Below are 15590 nucleotides of genomic sequence, written 5' to 3' on the forward strand. Positions count from 1 at the left end.
TTCCATCGGGCGCCCGCCCGAGCGCCCATCAGGGGCGCGAGATATCCAGCGCCGCCCGTCAGGGCGGCCCCTTTGGATCAGACGTTCAGCAGCAGGTGCTCCCGTTCCCAGGGGGAAATCACCTGCAAGAACTCTTCATACTCGGTCCGTTTGATGATCGAGTAGACGCGCGCGAAATCCGGGTGCAGGATTTCATGCAGATCCGAGGCCCCATCGAACAGATCCAAGGCCTGGCCCAGCACGCGGGGGATGTCCTCGTCGCCGTCATAGGCATCGCCCTTGAACTGCTTGTCGGGGCGTTTGCCCTCCATCAGCCCCAGGAATCCACAAGCCAAAGAGGCCGCGATGCCCAGGTAGGGGTTGCAGTCCATCCCGGCCAGACGGTTTTCGACCCGCCGGGCCTTGGGGCCGGACAGTGGCACGCGAATCCCCGTCGTCCGGTTGTCCCGTCCCCATTCCAGATTGATCGGCGCGGCGTGGTCACGCACATACCGGCGATAGGAATTCACATAGGGCGCCAGCATCGCAATGGCCGAAGGCAGGTGGTTCTGCAAACCCGCGATAAAGTGGAAAAACGCATCCGTTTCCCCGCCCTGCGGCCCCGAAAAGATGTTCGAGCCATCCTCAAGGCTCAGGATCGAGTGGTGGATATGCATGGCGCTGCCCGGCTCGTCCGCGATCGGTTTGGCCATGAAAGTGGCAAAGCAATCGTGGCGCAGCGCGGCCTCGCGGATCAGCCGCTTGAAGTAGAACACCTGATCGGCCAGCGCCACCGGATCGCCATGCAGCAGGTTGATTTCCAGCTGGCCGGCGCCGCCTTCCTGGGTGATGCCGTCGATCTCCAGGCCCATGGCCTCGGCGAAATCATAGATGTCGTCAATGACCGGGCCAAACTCGTCCACGGCGGACATCGAGTACGCCTGACGCGCCGCCGCCGGACGACCGGAACGGCCCATCATCGGCTCGATTTTCTTGGCCGGGTCGATGTTGCGCGCCACCAGGTAGAATTCCATTTCCGGCGCGACGACGGGTTCCCACCCCTGTTCGCGGTAAAGATTGACCACGCGTTTCAGCACATTCCGCGGGGCATAGGGGATCGGCTCGTCCTTGCGGTCATAGGCATCGTGGATCACCTGCAAGGTCCAGTCTCCGGTCCAGGGGGCGGCGGTGGCGGTGGACATATCGGGGCGCAGCATCATGTCGCGCTCGATAAAGCCCTCCTCGCCGGCGGCCTCGCCCCAATCGCCGGTGATGGTCTGGAAATAGATCGAGTCCGGCAGGTGAAAATAGTCCTGCTTTTCGAATTTTGACGCCGGAACCGCCTTGCCGCGTGCAATGCCCGGCAGGTCCGAGATGATACACTCGACCTCGTCCAGGCGCCGTTCCGCCAGGTAGGCTTGCGCCGCTTCGGGGAGTGTTTTGATCCAGTTGCTCATATCTTCTCTCCCTTCAGGACGCGGGCCATTTGCTGACCGATTTCCCCCCCGTCGACGGGGGCCTCCAACGCTGCGGTAGCCTGGGTGATCAAGTCATCAGGCACCACGCCGGGCGCGCGATGTTCCAGCAGGACACGGATTTCCGTGGCGGTGAATTCAGGATGGGGCTGCAGCGTCAGAATATTGTCGCCGATCGCCAGAACCGCATTCTCGCAGAAGTCATTTGATCCCAGAACCCGCGTGTTTTCAGGCAGTTCCACCACCTGATCCTGGTGCCAGGCGTTCAGCTGCACCTGGCGTCCGTTCAGATCATAGCTTTGCCGGCCCGTGGCCCAGCCGCCCTCGAACTTGACGACTTTCCCGCCCAGAGCCTGCGCGATGATCTGATGCCCAAAGCAGACCCCGACCATCGGACGCCCGGCATCGCGAATGGCGCGGATCAGCGTTTCCAGCGGGGGGATCCAGGGGTGATCTTCATAGGCACCATGTTTGGATCCGGTGATCAGCCAGGCATCGGCGGCCTCGGGGCCCGAGGGAAACTGGCCGTCCACCACCTCCCATGTTTCAAAGGTAAACCCGTGCCCGTCCAGCAGACGCCGGAACATGGCCGCGTAATCCCCCGAGGTTTCCATCATCTGATCGGGCACATGGCCCGTTTGCAGGATGCCGATTTTCATAAGTCACCATTGTCGTTGATGGCAGGACTGTATCCCTGCCGCCCTGAAGGAACAAGTTGCGGAACCCGCCGGGATCACACCGTATCCAGGTAGATGTCCACCCGCTCTTCCGGGGTCAGATCGTCCATGTAGCGCAGCTCTTGCCTTTTGGTCAGCACAAGGTTGCGGATCATCTCGGGGGTGAAAATGCGCTTGATAACGTCACTGTTTTCAAAGGCATCAATGGCCGTGCCCCATTTGTCGGGGATGTGCGGCAGGTCCAGCGCATAGGCATTGCCCGAGATCGGTTCGGGCGGCGAGAGCTTGTCCTCGATCCCGGTCAGCGCCGCGCCCAGAATGGCCGTCAGCAGCAGATAGGGGTTCACATCGCCGCCCGCGACCCGGTGTTCCAGCCGCCGCGCCTTGGGGCTGCCCGAGGGCACGCGAATGGCCGAGGTCCGGTTCTCATAGGCCCAGCTGATCCCCGTCGGCGCGTGGGCGCCCGGCACCATCCGGTCATAGCTGTTCCAATGCGGGGCAAAGATCAGCGTGCTGTCGTGCATGGCGCGCATACAGCCCGCGATCGCGTGATGCAGCATATCCGTGCCCTTGGGGCCGCCATCGTCAAAGACGTTATTGCCATCCTTGTCGATCAGCGAAAAATGCGTGTGCAGGCCCGATCCGGCGTAGTCATCATAGGGTTTGGCCATAAAGGACGCCGCGAACCCGTGGCTGCGCGCCAGCCCCTTGACCAGCATCTTGAACAGCCAGGCGTCATCGGCGGCGCGCAGGGCGTCATCGCAATGCATCAGGTTGATTTCGAACTGGCCCAGCCCGGCCTCGGAAATGGCGGTGTCGGCGGGGATGTCCATTTCCTCGCAGGCGTCATAGAGATCGGTGAAAAAGCTGTCGAACGCATCCAGCGCGCGGATCGACAGGGTTTCGGCCGCCTTGCGCCGTTTGCCGGACCGGGGGCTGATCGGCACGCTCAGGTCGCGGCCCGAGTCGTCGATCAGGAAGAATTCCATCTCCATTGCCACGACGGGGGTCAGGCCGATGGCTTTGTAGCGTTCGACAATGGCGCGCAGGGCGTGGCGGGGGTCGCCCTCGTAGGGGCGGCCGTCCTCGCGATACATCCACAGCGGCAGCAGGGCGGTGGGCGCCGACAGCCAGGGCATGGGCATAAAGCCCCGCTCGGTCGGGCGCAGCACGCCATCGGCGTCGCCGCTGTCAAAAACCAGGGGGCTGTCTTCGATGTCCTCGCCCCAGATGTCCAGATTCAACACGGACATGGGAAAGCGCGTCCCGTCCTCGACCACCTTATCGGCAAAGCGGGTGGGCACACGTTTGCCGCGCGCCTGTCCGTTCAGATCTGCCGCGGCCACGCGGATGGTACGCACTTCGGGGTGCTTTCTCAGCCAGTTGTACATTTTCATGTTTCGATGAGGCCGTTCCCACAAGCCAGACGCAAGCGATTCTTGCATCTCAAACGCTTGGGGACCATGCCCTTGGTCCCTGTTTGTTAACTTTTGATCAAAATATTTGCGTCAAACAGTGGCTGCAAACTCCGAAACGTATATGGAGTTCCCCTGCGTCCGAATAATTTGATCAAATATTGGATACTACCGGATCAACCTTGGACGCAAGCGAATTTTGCGGCGATGTTGCTGCGGCAGATGCCGGTTCAGCCGATGATTGATCCATCCGAACAGCCCGATCACGATCAGCGTCAACAGGATGAAATAGCCCGCGAAGATCGGGTAGGGCACGAAGGGGTTGAAGGTTTTCTCGGCAAAATAAGAGGCATAATACAGCGCGTCCCCCTTCTGCCGCCATGCCGGAAAACTCGAGAAAAACACAAGCGCCGTCGCGTGGAACAGAAAGATCGCCTCGTTCGTGTAGGCCGGCCAGGCCAGGCGCAGCATGGTGGGCCAGGTGATGCGGCGGAACTTGTTCCAGCCGCTGAACCCATAGGCGTCCGCGGCCTCGGTGTCACCTTTGGGAATGGAGCGCAGCGCGCCATAGAAAATCTCGGCCGAATAGGCGGCGGTGTTGAAAAACAGCACCATCAATGCGCCCAGCCAGGCGTCGGTGAAGGGCGCAAAGATCGGGACGACTTTCTTCAATGACAGGAACAGGAAGTAGCCAAAGAAGAACTGGATGAACAGGGGCGAGCCTCGGAACACAAAGATGAACCAGGTGGCCGGTGTGCGCAGCCAGGGCAGGGCCGAATTCTTGGCCACCGCCAGCGCGGTTGCCAGAAAGAACCCCGCCAGCAGCGCCAGAACGCCGAAATAGATGTTCCACAACATCCCCGAGCCGATCAGCGTGAACTGGTGACACAGGGTGAAATCGGTCTTGGGCAGCAGGCGCTCTCCGATTCCGATCGAGCGCAGGCCGTAATCCTGAATGGTTTGCCAGCAGCTCATGCCTCGGCCCTCCGCATGGCTTCTCCGGCGGCGGTGGCCTGACCGTGGGACAGGCGGCGCATCAGACGTTCCAGCACCAGCTCGGACACACGGGTAAAGCCCAGATAGAACACCAGCAGCCCCAGGAAATACCACATGCGCCAGTCAGGATGCGGATAATCGGTAAAGCGCGGCGTTTTCGAGGCGCCCAGCTCGCGCGCCCAATAGACGATATCCTCGACCCCCAGCAGGAACAGCAGGGGCGTGGCCTTGATCAGCACCATCCACAGATTCGACAGGCCCGGCAGCGCATAGACCCACATCTGCGGCACCAGAATACGCCAGAAAGCCTGCCGCTTTGTCATGCCATAGGCATAGGCGGTTTCCATCTGCGCATGGGGCACGGCGCGCATGGCTCCGAACAGGACATTGGCGGCAAAGGCCCCAAACACGATGGCAAAGGTCAGCACGGCCAGCGCAAAGCCATAGACCTCGTGCACCCATTGCGGGGCCGAGCCCAGCGGCAGTTTGGCCGCAGAACAGACAACGAAATCATTGCCCTGGCGGATCGGCTGGTCCCAATCGGGGCACAGAACCTGATGGCGCAGCCATTCAAACCCCTGATCCAGCGCGATCACGAAGAACAGGAAAAACGCGATGTCCGGCACCCCGCGCACGACCGCGATATAGATCTTGCCCAGCCAGCGCAGCGGCGCGACATGCGATTTGGCCGCGCTTGCTCCGGCAAAGCCAAAGGCCAGCGCCACCGGAGCCGTAATCGCCAGCAGCAGCAGCACCGTGCCCAGCGAATAGAACAGCATCATATGCTTGGTGGTGGTCAGATAGCAGCTTAGCCAGGTCAGGCCGGACAGCGTATCGGGGTCAGTGCAATAGGGAAACATCGTCAGATCCGGTCAGGGCAGGGGCGTGATCGCCCCCACCCAAGAGTATTGGGCGATCAGAAGGTTTCGCCGATTTTCCACTTCACGATCAGCGCGTTCAGCGTGCCGTCATCCTTCATCGACTGGATCGCGGCGTCGAATTTGTCACGCAGGGCGCTGTCGGATTTGCGGATGCCCATGCCGACACCGCCGCCGATCAGCTCTTCTTTTTCCAGGAAAACCAGCTGGTCGCTGGCTTCGACCTGATCGAGCAGGCTGGCTTTGTCGGCCAGGGTGGCGTCGGCCTCGCCGTTCAGGACGGCGGCCAGGGCCTCGTCCACGGTCGAGAATTCAACCAGCTGCGCGCCCGCGGCGGCCACGAACGAGGCCTGGATCGTGTTGGCCTGCGCCGCAATCACGGCGGTGGTGACATCCACATCCGCGCTGAGCGCCGCATAGGCCGAGGGGTCGGGCTGGGTGTAGGCCTGGGTAAAGTCGATCTTTTCCTTGCGCTCGTCGGTGATCGACATGCCGGCAATGATGGTGTCATAGTTGCCCGAGACCAGGTTCGGAATGATCGAATCCCATTCGTTGGTGACCCATTCGCAGGTCAGCTCGGCGCGTTTGCACAGCTCGTCGCCCAAGTCGCGCTCAAAGCCCGCAACCTCGCCATTATCGTCCAGATAGTTGAAGGGGGCATAGGCGCCCTCGGTGCCCATCCGGATGGTGTCGGCGGTGGCAATGCCAGCGGTCAGGGCCAGCGCGGCGGTGGTCAGGATCAGTTTTTTCATGGTTCACTCCCGTGGTTAGAAATCGGTGCCGGCGGGCGTCACAGATGCGACGTGACCGACAGGAATTGTTGCAGGCGTTCGGATTTGGGGCTGCCAAAGAGCGTGCCCGGCGCGCCTTCTTCTTCGATCCGGCCCTGGTGCAGAAACACGACATGGCTGCTGACATCATGGGCCATTTTCATATCGTGGGTGACGATCAGCATGGTGCGCCCCTCGGCGGCCAGATCCTTGATGACCTTCACGACTTCTTGTTCCAGTTCGGGGTCCAGGGCGCTGGTGGGTTCGTCAAACAGGATCGCCTCGGGCTCCATGCACAGGGCGCGGGCGATGGCGGCGCGCTGCTGCTGACCGCCCGACAATTGCGCCGGGTAGACATCGCATTTGTCGCCGATCCCGACCTTGTCCAGATAGCGGCGGGCGGCGGCCTCGACCTCGGCCTTGTCGCGGCCCAGAACGGTGACGGGGGCCTCCATCACGTTTTCCAGAATTGTCATATGGGCCCACAGGTTGAACTGCTGGAACACCATGGACAGGTTGGTACGGATGCGCAGCACCTGCGCCGGATCGCCCGGATGGCGAGCGTGCCCCTGACCTTTCCACAGGACGGGCTCGCCCTTGAACAGAATCTCGCCTTCCTGGCTGTCCTCCAGCAGGTTGGCGCAGCGCAGAATCGTGGATTTCCCGGACCCCGACGAGCCAATCAACGAGACAACATCCCCCCGATGCGCGGTGATATCCACGCCCTTCAGGACTTCCAGCGCGCCATAGGCTTTGTGCAGCCCCCGAATTTCGATGACTGGAGCGTTTTCGGACACTTCCGACCCCATTTTTTGTTTTTATTGGGTTTAGTAGGTCGAAAAATGGGGACGCGTGCAATGATCAAAGCGGTGAAAATCATCCAGAAACGGCACGATTGACCCTAAGTCATCAGGAATTTGATCATTTCTGAGCGCGCCACGCTGCGTCGGCGGTGTCGGCTTAGGGCCTGGTCTCGATTCGCTGGCGCGCCAGAGCGCTGTCACGGTCATTGATTCCCAGCAGATTGGCGACCAGCCGCAACAGCGCGTTTTCAGCGTCATCGCGGGTGCCGTCGGCCAGAACCACGGCCCAGAGCGCCTCGATCACGGCGGTGCGGTCCTCGTAGGCGACGGCGTCCTTGATCGCGCGGGTGAAACGAACGGTGTCGGGGGCCTCGGATTCCAGGGTCTCGGCTTGCGCCAGCAGTTCCTGCGTGGCGGCGGTCTCCAGCCCGTAGCGATCGGCGGCAATGGTCAGGATGCGCGCGCGCTCGGCGCTGTCGAAATGCCCATCCGAGCGGGCCACCCGCACCAGCAGGGCCATCAGCGCCAGCCGCGCATCGGAATCGGGCAGGCGAGACGGAGAGGGCTGGGTGAGGCGTTTCAGAAAATCAGCAAACATGCCCCTGCATATAGGGGCTGAATGCGGCGCTGCCAATCATTGATCATCCGCGGCGCGGCGCTGGACCTGCTCGATGGTGTGCACGGCGGCAACGCGGGCCTGAAGACTGTCGGCCTCGGACAGGCCAAGCGCGGTCCGGGCGCTTTCGACCACGCTCAGCTCTTCGGGGCGTTCTTGCCCGTCGGACAGGGCGACCTCCCACATGGTTTCCAGGGCCCCCAGCCGGTCATCGAAATCCACCCCCTCGCGGATCATTTCCGAAAACACATCCATATGGGGGGCGTGTTCCTCCATTTTTTCGCACACGGCGCGCATTTTGGCCGCCTCAACCGGGTTCAGATCATAGAGCCGCTGGAAAATCCGGTCGATGCGCTGGATTTCCTTCACGTTGTAATTGCGGTCGGATTTGGCCACGCGCACCAGCAAAGCGCCCAGGGCCAGTTTTTCATCTGGCTCGGGTAACGCGTTGGATTTACTGGCTTTGAGCGCGCGAAACAGGTGTGAGAACATGGTTTCACGCTACGCCAAGAAACGATTCCCGCAAAAGAAAAGACAGGTCAGGGCGCAACAGGGCCGGGATTTTGTGACAAAGGCGCGACAGTTGGATTGCCTCATCCCGGCCACATTTCGTCCGCAAAATCTGCACCAAGGCTCAATACAACCTTAAGAGATGAGAGGCACCAGTAGGAGTTCGGGCAATGAACCGGATGGTATCAAAAGACTGGGAAGGGGTAGATGCTGGCACGCAGGTCTCGGCAGGGTCCGAGCTGGCGCAAGCGGCGGTTGAGTTTGATTGGCACAACGGCGATCTGAAGGTTTTGGGGCGCTTGATGTCAAAAATCGGGTTGGATCTGGCAACGGCGGTTCAGGTGTTCCTGAACGGGCGCCCGCAAGAGTTCAACCATATGCACAAGGATGATGTCCCGCTTGAGGACAGCGCGCGCTGTTCCATGCTGGACTGTCTGCACCGGAAAATCAGCTGCGGGTTCTACCTGCCGGACCCCGAGGTCGGCCTGGCGCCGGTTCGGGACGCGGCCGAGGCCTGGTTCGCGCGGCAGCGGCACGATGCGGCGCGTGGCACGCAGGGCCGCTGGGTGTTTGATGAGACCCGGTTCAACGCGATCTCGGATCAGGGGCCGACACGGATCGTGATGCCCCCGCAGCCCGATAGCAGGCCGGCTCTGTTGCGGGTTCTGCTGGATCCGATCTGGAGATAATCCACAGGTAAACCCACGGAAAAACATAGAAAAACGGGGCCCAGCGGCCCCGTTTTCTGTGTTTATACCAGGCGCGATGTTTCCACGGCAGCGCGCACGAAATCCTTGAACAGGGGGTGCGGATCGAAGGGTTTGGACTTTAGTTCGGGGTGGTATTGCACGCCGATGAACCAGGGGTGATCAGTCCATTCCACGATTTCCGGCAGCCGGCCATCGGGCGACATGCCCGAGAAGGTCAGCCCGCAGGCCTCTAGCTTTTCGCGGTATTTGATGTCCACCTCATAGCGGTGACGGTGGCGTTCCTCGATCGCGGTGTCGCCATAGACCTGCGCCACCTTGGAGCCCTCGGTCAACACGGCGTCATAGGCGCCCAGACGCATGGTGCCGCCCTTGTCGTCATCGGCCTTGCGCTGGACCTTGGCGTTGCCCTGCACCCATTCCTTCAGGTGATAGACCACGGGTTCGAAACGCTTGCCCCCGGATTCGTGATCGAATTCTTCAGAGCCCGCAGTGTCGATACCAGCCACGTTGCGGGCGGCCTCGATCACGGCCATTTGCATCCCCAGGCAGATGCCCAGATAGGGGATTTTGCGCGTACGGGCGAATTCGGCCGCTTTGATTTTCCCCTCGGTGCCGCGTTCGCCAAAGCCGCCGGGCACCAGAATGGCGTGGAAGCCCTCCAGATGCGGGGCCGGGTCGGAATTGTCGAAAATCTCGGCATCCACCCATTCCACATTCACCTTCACCCGGTTGGCCATGCCGCCGTGGGTCAGGGCCTCTTTGATGGATTTATAGGCGTCTTCCAGTTGCACGTATTTGCCGACAATGGCCACGTTGACCTCGCCATCGGCATTGTGGATGCGGTCCACCACGTCATCCCATTTCGACATGTCCGGCTTGGGCGCGGGCGAGATGCCGAACGCGTCCAGAACCGCCTGATCCAGACCTTCGTGGTGATAGGCCAGCGGGGCCTCGTAGATCGAGTTCAGATCATAGGCGGCGATCACCGCGTCCTTGCGGACGTTACAGAACAGGGCGATTTTCTCGCGTTCTTTTTCCGGAATCGGCTGTTCGCTGCGGCACACCAGCACGTCAGGCGCGATGCCGATGCTTTGCAGTTCCTTGACGCTGTGCTGGGTGGGTTTGGTTTTCAGCTCGCCCGAGGCAGCCAGATAGGGCAGCAGGGTCAGGTGCATGAAAATACACTGGCCGCGCGGGCGATCGTGGGTGAACTGGCGGATCGCCTCGAAGAAGGGCAGGCCCTCGATATCGCCGACGGTGCCGCCGATTTCGCACAGCATGAAATCGACCTCGTCATCGCCGACCGCCAGGAAATCCTTGATCTCGTTGGTGACGTGGGGAACGACCTGAATGGTTTTGCCCAGGTAATCGCCGCGACGCTCTTTTTCCAGAACGTTGGAATAGATTCGCCCCGAACTGACCGAGTCGGTCATCCGCGCGGGCACGCCGGTGAAACGCTCGTAATGGCCCAGGTCCAGATCGGTTTCGGCGCCATCGTCGGTGACGAACACCTCGCCGTGTTCAAACGGGCTCATGGTGCCGGGATCGACGTTCAGGTAGGGATCCAGTTTGCGCAGACGGACCGAGAAACCGCGCGCCTGCAACAATGCGCCCAAGGCGGCCGAGGCCAGCCCCTTGCCCAGCGAGGACACAACACCGCCGGTGATGAAGATATAACGAGCCATGTCGGCGTCTCCCGTGATTTTCGCCTGGCAGAATGCCAAAACCTGCGCCCCTACGGTTCAAAAAACCGCAGCACCACGGGACTCAAGCCTTACTAGATTCGCAAAAAATACGCAAGACGACCGCAAGATGCAGTTGCGGTCATCCGCGAAAATTCAAGGTGTTGTGGTTCTATCAGTCCGCGCGCGGAACGATGGGGCCACTTTCATCCGCCGAGGGCGGCAGCAGGTCACTGCCCGGTTGTGCGGGTGCCTCTTCGCTTTCGGTGGCGGGGGCATCCCCCCCCAGACGATCCAGAACCGAGCTGCCCGCGGATTTTTCAGCGGCAATCACGGTCAGCCCCAAAGAGGTACAGATGAACCCGATCGCCAGGATCCAGGTCACTTTGCTCAGCGCGGTTGCGGCCGCGCGGCTGGACACGGCACCGCCGCCGCCGCCCATCCCCAGTCCACCGCCCTCGGAGCGTTGCAAAAGCACGATGCCGATCAGCGCCAGCGCCAGAAGAAGGTGGATGATAAGAACGACGTTTTCCATTGAGGCCTGCCTGAGATGTCTTTCCGCGCCTATTTAGGCAAAACCCTTGCCGCCCGCAACCCGCCTTTGCCGTCTGAGTGGGATCTGGGCCAAACGGGGGGGGCGCGTGCCCTATTCTTCGTCGTCTATATCGTCGATGTCCACCTGGCCGGACAGGCGGCGGCGGATCAGGCTCCAGCTCAGGCCAACGCCCAGCACGACGGACATGGCAAACAGGCCCAGCCAGGTGTTCATCGTCTGATTGTCGATGTCCAACAGGCCATAATCATAGAGCACCCACAAAAGCGCGGCAAAAATCGCCATTACCAGGAACATCCCGAACGCTCCGATCGAGCGCAGCGTGGCCCGCAGGTAGATGATATAGCCCACCAGCAGCAGCAGCCCCAGCAGCACCGCCAGCGGCAATTGCTGATCGTAATTGGAGCTGACCCATGTCGCGTAATTCACGCGCGTTGGGTTGAACGTGGCCGACAGAAGGATAAAGGCCACCAGCCAGCGAAGAAAAAACCCCATGGGATGCTCCGGCTTGATGCAGGTTTTGCGAATGTCTGTCATAATGAATCGCGCAATTGGCAGCGCGTGTCCAGCCCTGCGGCGAATTTGAGGTTTTACACCGGGGCACAGCCCTATATACGGGCGCGGGTTTGATCCGCATAGAGTAAGAGGACCAGCAATGGCAAACGTCGTCGTCGTCGGCGCCCAATGGGGCGATGAGGGTAAAGGCAAGATCGTGGACTGGCTGTCCGAACGCGCCGATGTGATCGCGCGTTTTCAGGGCGGCCACAATGCCGGGCACACTCTGGTCATCGACGGAAAGGTCTATAAATTGCACGCGCTGCCCTCGGGTGTGGTGCGTGGCGGGAAACTGTCGGTGATCGGCAACGGCGTGGTGCTGGACCCCTGGCACCTGGTCAACGAGATCGCCACCGTCCGCGAACAGGGGGTCGAGATCAACGCCGACACGCTGATGATTGCGGAAAACACCCCGCTGATTCTGCCCATCCACGGCGAGCTGGACCGCGCCCGCGAAGAGGCCGCCAGCAAGGGCACCAAGATCGGCACCACCGGCCGCGGCATCGGCCCCTGCTACGAAGATAAGGTTGGCCGCCGCGCCATCCGTGTGGCCGATCTGGCCGATGAGGCCACGCTTGAGGCCCGCGTGGACCGCGCCCTGCAACACCACGATCCGCTGCGCAAAGGTCTGGGCATTGCCCCCGTTGACCGTGACGCGCTGCTGGCGCAACTCAAAGAGGTTGCCAAGGAAATCCTGCCCTTCGCCGCGCCCGTCTGGAAAGTGCTGAACGAGAAACGCAAATCCGGCAAACGCATCCTGTTCGAAGGCGCACAAGGCGCGCTGCTGGACATTGATTTCGGCACCTATCCCTTCGTGACGTCCTCGAATGTGATCGCGGGTCAGGCCGCGACGGGCGTGGGCATCGGCCCCAACTCGATCGATTACGTGCTGGGCATCGTGAAGGCCTATACCACCCGCGTAGGCGAGGGCCCGTTCCCGACCGAGCTGGAGGATGCAGACGGTCAGCGTCTGGGCGAGCGTGGCCATGAATTCGGCACCACCACCGGCCGCAAACGCCGCTGTGGCTGGTTTGACGCCGCCCTGGTCCGTCAGACCTGCGCGGTGAACGGGATCAACGGCATCTCTTTGACGAAACTGGACGTGCTGGACGGGTTCGAGACCCTGAAAATCTGCGTGGGCTATGATCTGGACGGCGAGCGTCTGGATTACCTGCCCACCGCCGCCGATCAGCAGGCCCGCTGCAAACCGATCTACGAGGAAATCCCCGGCTGGTCCGAATCCACCGAAGGCGCGCGCAGCTGGAACGATCTGCCCGCCAATGCGGTGAAATACGTCCGCCGCGTCGAAGAGCTGATCGAATGCCCCGTCGCCCTGCTGTCCACCAGCCCTGAACGCGACGACACCATCCTGGTCACCGACCCGTTCGCAGACTGATGGCGCTGGCGTATAAAACCCGCCGCCGCCTGGCGCTGCTGATCCTGCTGGTTGGCCTGCCGCTCTATATCGCGGTGGCGTGGTATCTGACGTCCTTGTTCGAGCGGCCCTCGCTGCTGATCGAACTGGCGGTCTATATCGTGCTGGGCTTTTTGTGGGCGATGCCGTTCAAGTTCATCTTCAAAGGGGTCGGGCAGGCGGATCCCGACGCCGACCCCTCGGATGAATGATCAGGTCAGCAAGGCCGTGATATGCGCCGGGGCGGCGGGGCGAATCCCCGTCGGATTCAGCGCCTTGATCGAGTAATAGCCACGCGTGATATGGTCCATGTTCACTGTCTGGCGCACGCCGGGCAGGGCCAGGATACGCTCCATATAGGCTTGCAGGCGCGGATAATCGGCGATCTGGCGCAGGTTCGTTTTGAACAGCCCATGATAGGCCGCATCGAACCGGATCAGCGTCACAAAAGTGCGGATGTCGGTTTCTGTCAGCCGGTCTCCGAACAGATAGTCGCCGCTCAGCCGCGATTCGAGCATATCCAGCGTGCTGAACACACTGGCGACAGCCTCGTCATAGGCCTCTTGGCTTGAGGCGAAACCAGCCTTGTAGACGCCATTGTTCAGCCCATCGTAAATCACAGGGTTCAGCGTGTCGATTTCGGTGGCCAGATCCTGCGGATACAGCCGAATATCCGACGGCACGATCTCCTCGAATGCGGTGTCCAGCATCCGCAGGATGTCGGCGCTTTCGTTACTGACCATCACGTTTTGCTGCATGTCCCACAGCACGGGCACAGTGGCGCGCCCGGTGAAATGCGGATCGGCGCGGGTATAGAGCGCGTGCATATAGCCCGCATCGAACAGCGGGTCCGCATCCGCCCCCGGATAGCCACCAAAGGCCCAGCCCTGATCGGTCAGCGTCGGGTTGACGACGGTGACGGGGATCACATCCTCCAGGCCCTTCAGCGCGCGGGCAATCAACGTCCGCGAGGCCCAGGGGCAGATCAGCGCCACATAGAGCCGATAGCGCCCGGCCTCGGCCTTGAAACCACCCAGGCCCGTTGGCCCTGCGCTGCCATCGGGGGTGATCCAGTTGCGAAAACTGGACACCTGCCGCACGAAACGGCCCTTTTCATCTGCCTTCTGGACCGGGTTCCAGTCCTTTGTCCATTTACCATCTACCAGCATCGCACCGATCCCTTAATAAAACACAAAGCTGCGCATCGAGACGCTGGCAATGTCGATCGTGTCATTCATAAAGACCAGCTGATCGGCGCTATCCGCCGCGCCTGCAATGGTCAGCGCGGGCAGGTAGTGATCCACCGACGGATGCGCCTGGCGCAGCAGCGTGCCAAAGGTCTGCGGGTCGGCCAGCGCGGCCATGTTGCGATCCTCCAGCAGGCTGGCGAAACGGGTGTCGAACTCGGTGGCCCAGTCATAGGGGCGCGCGCCGAACCGCATGGTGTGCAGGTTGTGGACGACATTGCCGCTGCCCAGGATCAGCACGCCGCGATGGCGCAGCTCGGCGATGGCCTGGCCGATTTCCAGCTGATGGGCCAGCCCGGCGGTCATGTCGATGGACAGCTGGAACACGGGAACATCCGCGTTGGGATACAGGTATTTCAGCACCGTCCAGGCACCATGATCCAGCCCCCAGGTATCGTCGCCCTCGGCGTGGTGGCTGGCCAGCAGGCTGACCACTTCGCGGGCCAGATCAGGCGCGCCTTCGGCCGGGTAGCTTTCCATGTATAGCTCATCTGGGAAGCCATAGAAATCGTGGATCGTGCGCGGAAAAGCCGAGACATCCACCAGCGTCGTCCCCTGTGTCATCCAATGCGCCGAGACCACCAGAATCGCCTGCGGACGGGGTAGGGCGCGGCCCAGCTTGCGCCACGAACGGGCGTAATCGTTATCCTCGATCGCGTTCATCGGGCTGCCATGGCCCAGAAAGACGACGGGCATTTTATCGGACGCTTTCAGACGATCCTTGAGCATCCCAAGAGATTGATGTGCGGACATGGAGGGCTCCTTTTCTGGTTTCAGGGGGCTGATGTGGCCCGCGCCCCGGCGTGCGGGGCGGGGCCGTCAGATTATGTGCGGCGCAGCGGGTAAAGGGCGTGCGCGCCGTCCCCGATCAGGGCCAGAGAGGCCTGAACCGCGGCCCACATCAGCGGGAATTCCATCCCGCCGCCGGGGTTTGTCCAGCCAAAGCCCGCGCCGCGGTGGGCAAAAAGAGCCGCCCCCAGCAGCACCGGCACCAGGGCCGCCGACACCAGCTGCGTGGCGATCCCCAGGATCAGCGCGCCGCCGCCCAGGATCTCGGCGGTCATGGTCAGATAGGCCAGCCAGCCGGGCAGGCCAATCGAGTCAAAGAACCCGGCCGCGCCAGCGGGGGTGAACACCAGCAGTTTCAGCAGGCCATGGTACACGAACAGCGCCCCGGTGGTCACGCGCAGCACCAGCGCGCCATAGGGGGCAAATTTTGCGTCGATCATTGTGTTACTCCTTCGGTGGGCGTTCGTTTCTGCGCCCGTTTGATGATCCGACTATGCCCAAGGCTATTTGTGAATGATATG

At 61.6% G+C, this 15590-nt stretch carries 18 protein-coding genes; 3 read left to right on the forward strand and 15 right to left on the reverse strand.

Translation table 11 applies throughout. The features are described from left to right. Positions 1 to 77: 77 nt before the first annotated feature. The 9 genes from ACP15O_RS02490 to ACP15O_RS02530 form a co-directional block, all read right to left on the reverse strand. The gene (locus ACP15O_RS02490) at positions 78 to 1436 is read right to left on the reverse strand and encodes a glutamine synthetase family protein (protein WP_425094454.1); all 1359 of its coding nucleotides are present in this window, start codon (positions 1434 to 1436) and stop codon (positions 78 to 80) included. Beyond that, entirely contained in the window at positions 1433 to 2113 is a 681-nt protein-coding gene (locus tag ACP15O_RS02495; protein ID WP_425094455.1) for a type 1 glutamine amidotransferase, read from the reverse strand. The genes ACP15O_RS02490 and ACP15O_RS02495 overlap by 4 nt, the downstream gene beginning before the upstream one ends. A 74-nt stretch (positions 2114 to 2187) precedes the next feature. Then, positions 2188 to 3522 (reverse strand): glutamine synthetase family protein, encoded by a 1335-nt coding sequence (locus ACP15O_RS02500; protein ID WP_425094456.1) that lies wholly within the window; start codon positions 3520 to 3522, stop codon positions 2188 to 2190. Between the two features lie 192 nt (positions 3523 to 3714). After that, complete coding sequence (locus ACP15O_RS02505) at positions 3715 to 4521, reverse strand: ABC transporter permease (RefSeq protein ID WP_425094457.1); 807 nt, start codon at positions 4519 to 4521, stop codon at positions 3715 to 3717. Then, the gene (locus ACP15O_RS02510; RefSeq protein ID WP_425094458.1) at positions 4518 to 5402 is read right to left on the reverse strand and encodes an ABC transporter permease; all 885 of its coding nucleotides are present in this window, start codon (positions 5400 to 5402) and stop codon (positions 4518 to 4520) included. The genes ACP15O_RS02505 and ACP15O_RS02510 overlap by 4 nt, the downstream gene beginning before the upstream one ends. Positions 5403 to 5458: 56 nt before the next feature. Continuing rightward, entirely contained in the window at positions 5459 to 6172 is a 714-nt protein-coding gene (locus tag ACP15O_RS02515; protein WP_425094459.1) for a transporter substrate-binding domain-containing protein, read from the reverse strand. Between the two features lie 38 nt (positions 6173 to 6210). Continuing rightward, positions 6211 to 6987 carry an ABC transporter ATP-binding protein gene (locus ACP15O_RS02520; RefSeq protein ID WP_425094460.1) on the reverse strand — a complete coding sequence of 259 codons (777 nt, stop codon included), beginning with the start codon at positions 6985 to 6987 and terminating at the stop codon, positions 6211 to 6213. 163 nt (positions 6988 to 7150) lie between these two features. Beyond that, complete coding sequence (locus tag ACP15O_RS02525; RefSeq protein WP_425094461.1) at positions 7151 to 7591, reverse strand: tellurite resistance TerB family protein; 441 nt, start codon at positions 7589 to 7591, stop codon at positions 7151 to 7153. 36 nt (positions 7592 to 7627) lie between these two features. Then, the gene (locus ACP15O_RS02530) at positions 7628 to 8101 is read right to left on the reverse strand and encodes a tellurite resistance TerB family protein (RefSeq protein ID WP_425094462.1); all 474 of its coding nucleotides are present in this window, start codon (positions 8099 to 8101) and stop codon (positions 7628 to 7630) included. A 188-nt stretch (positions 8102 to 8289) separates the two neighbouring features. Here ACP15O_RS02530 and ACP15O_RS02535 point away from each other — a divergent pair, with 188 nt between their 5' ends. Further along, positions 8290 to 8808 carry a hypothetical protein gene (locus ACP15O_RS02535; RefSeq protein WP_425094463.1) on the forward strand — a complete coding sequence of 173 codons (519 nt, stop codon included), beginning with the start codon at positions 8290 to 8292 and terminating at the stop codon, positions 8806 to 8808. 62 nt (positions 8809 to 8870) lie between these two features. Here the strand turns inward: ACP15O_RS02535 and ACP15O_RS02540 are convergent, their stop codons facing one another. The 3 genes from ACP15O_RS02540 to ACP15O_RS02550 form a co-directional block, all read right to left on the reverse strand. Continuing rightward, a complete protein-coding gene (locus ACP15O_RS02540; protein WP_425094464.1) occupies positions 8871 to 10514 on the reverse strand; it encodes a CTP synthase in 1644 nt (547 codons plus the stop codon). Between the two features lie 172 nt (positions 10515 to 10686). Next, positions 10687 to 11046: a preprotein translocase subunit SecG gene (gene secG / locus ACP15O_RS02545; protein ID WP_425094465.1), complete on the reverse strand. Its 360-nt coding sequence runs from the start codon at positions 11044 to 11046 to the stop codon at positions 10687 to 10689. A gap of 111 nt (positions 11047 to 11157) precedes the next feature. Next, positions 11158 to 11559, reverse strand: a complete 402-nt coding sequence (locus tag ACP15O_RS02550) for a DUF6524 family protein (RefSeq protein WP_425094466.1) — start codon at positions 11557 to 11559, stop codon at positions 11158 to 11160. Positions 11560 to 11719: 160 nt separating this feature from the next. On the opposite strand from ACP15O_RS02550, the gene ACP15O_RS02555 reads away from it, so the two are divergent. Together ACP15O_RS02555 and ACP15O_RS02560 are read left to right on the forward strand one after the other, a co-directional pair. Beyond that, positions 11720 to 13015 (forward strand): adenylosuccinate synthase, encoded by a 1296-nt coding sequence (locus ACP15O_RS02555; protein WP_425094467.1) that lies wholly within the window; start codon positions 11720 to 11722, stop codon positions 13013 to 13015. Then, positions 13015 to 13245 (forward strand): DUF2842 domain-containing protein, encoded by a 231-nt coding sequence (locus ACP15O_RS02560; protein ID WP_425094468.1) that lies wholly within the window; start codon positions 13015 to 13017, stop codon positions 13243 to 13245. The genes ACP15O_RS02555 and ACP15O_RS02560 overlap by 1 nt, the downstream gene beginning before the upstream one ends. Here the strand turns inward: ACP15O_RS02560 and ACP15O_RS02565 are convergent, their stop codons facing one another. The 3 genes from ACP15O_RS02565 to ACP15O_RS02575 all read right to left on the reverse strand — a co-directional run bounded on the left by ACP15O_RS02565 (position 13246) and on the right by ACP15O_RS02575 (position 15509). Further along, positions 13246 to 14202 (reverse strand): glutathione S-transferase family protein, encoded by a 957-nt coding sequence (locus ACP15O_RS02565; RefSeq protein ID WP_425094469.1) that lies wholly within the window; start codon positions 14200 to 14202, stop codon positions 13246 to 13248. A 12-nt stretch (positions 14203 to 14214) separates the two neighbouring features. Beyond that, positions 14215 to 15033 carry a 4,5-DOPA-extradiol-dioxygenase gene (gene ygiD, locus ACP15O_RS02570; RefSeq protein ID WP_425094470.1) on the reverse strand — a complete coding sequence of 273 codons (819 nt, stop codon included), beginning with the start codon at positions 15031 to 15033 and terminating at the stop codon, positions 14215 to 14217. Positions 15034 to 15104: 71 nt separating this feature from the next. After that, on the reverse strand, positions 15105 to 15509 hold the full coding sequence (locus tag ACP15O_RS02575) for a DoxX family protein (protein ID WP_425094471.1): 405 nt from the start codon (positions 15507 to 15509) through the stop codon (positions 15105 to 15107). Positions 15510 to 15590 lie beyond the last annotated feature (81 nt).

The sequence above is a fragment of the Youngimonas ophiurae (nom. illeg.) genome, assembly GCF_049803795.1.
GTDB lineage: Bacteria > Pseudomonadota > Alphaproteobacteria > Rhodobacterales > Rhodobacteraceae > Thalassobius.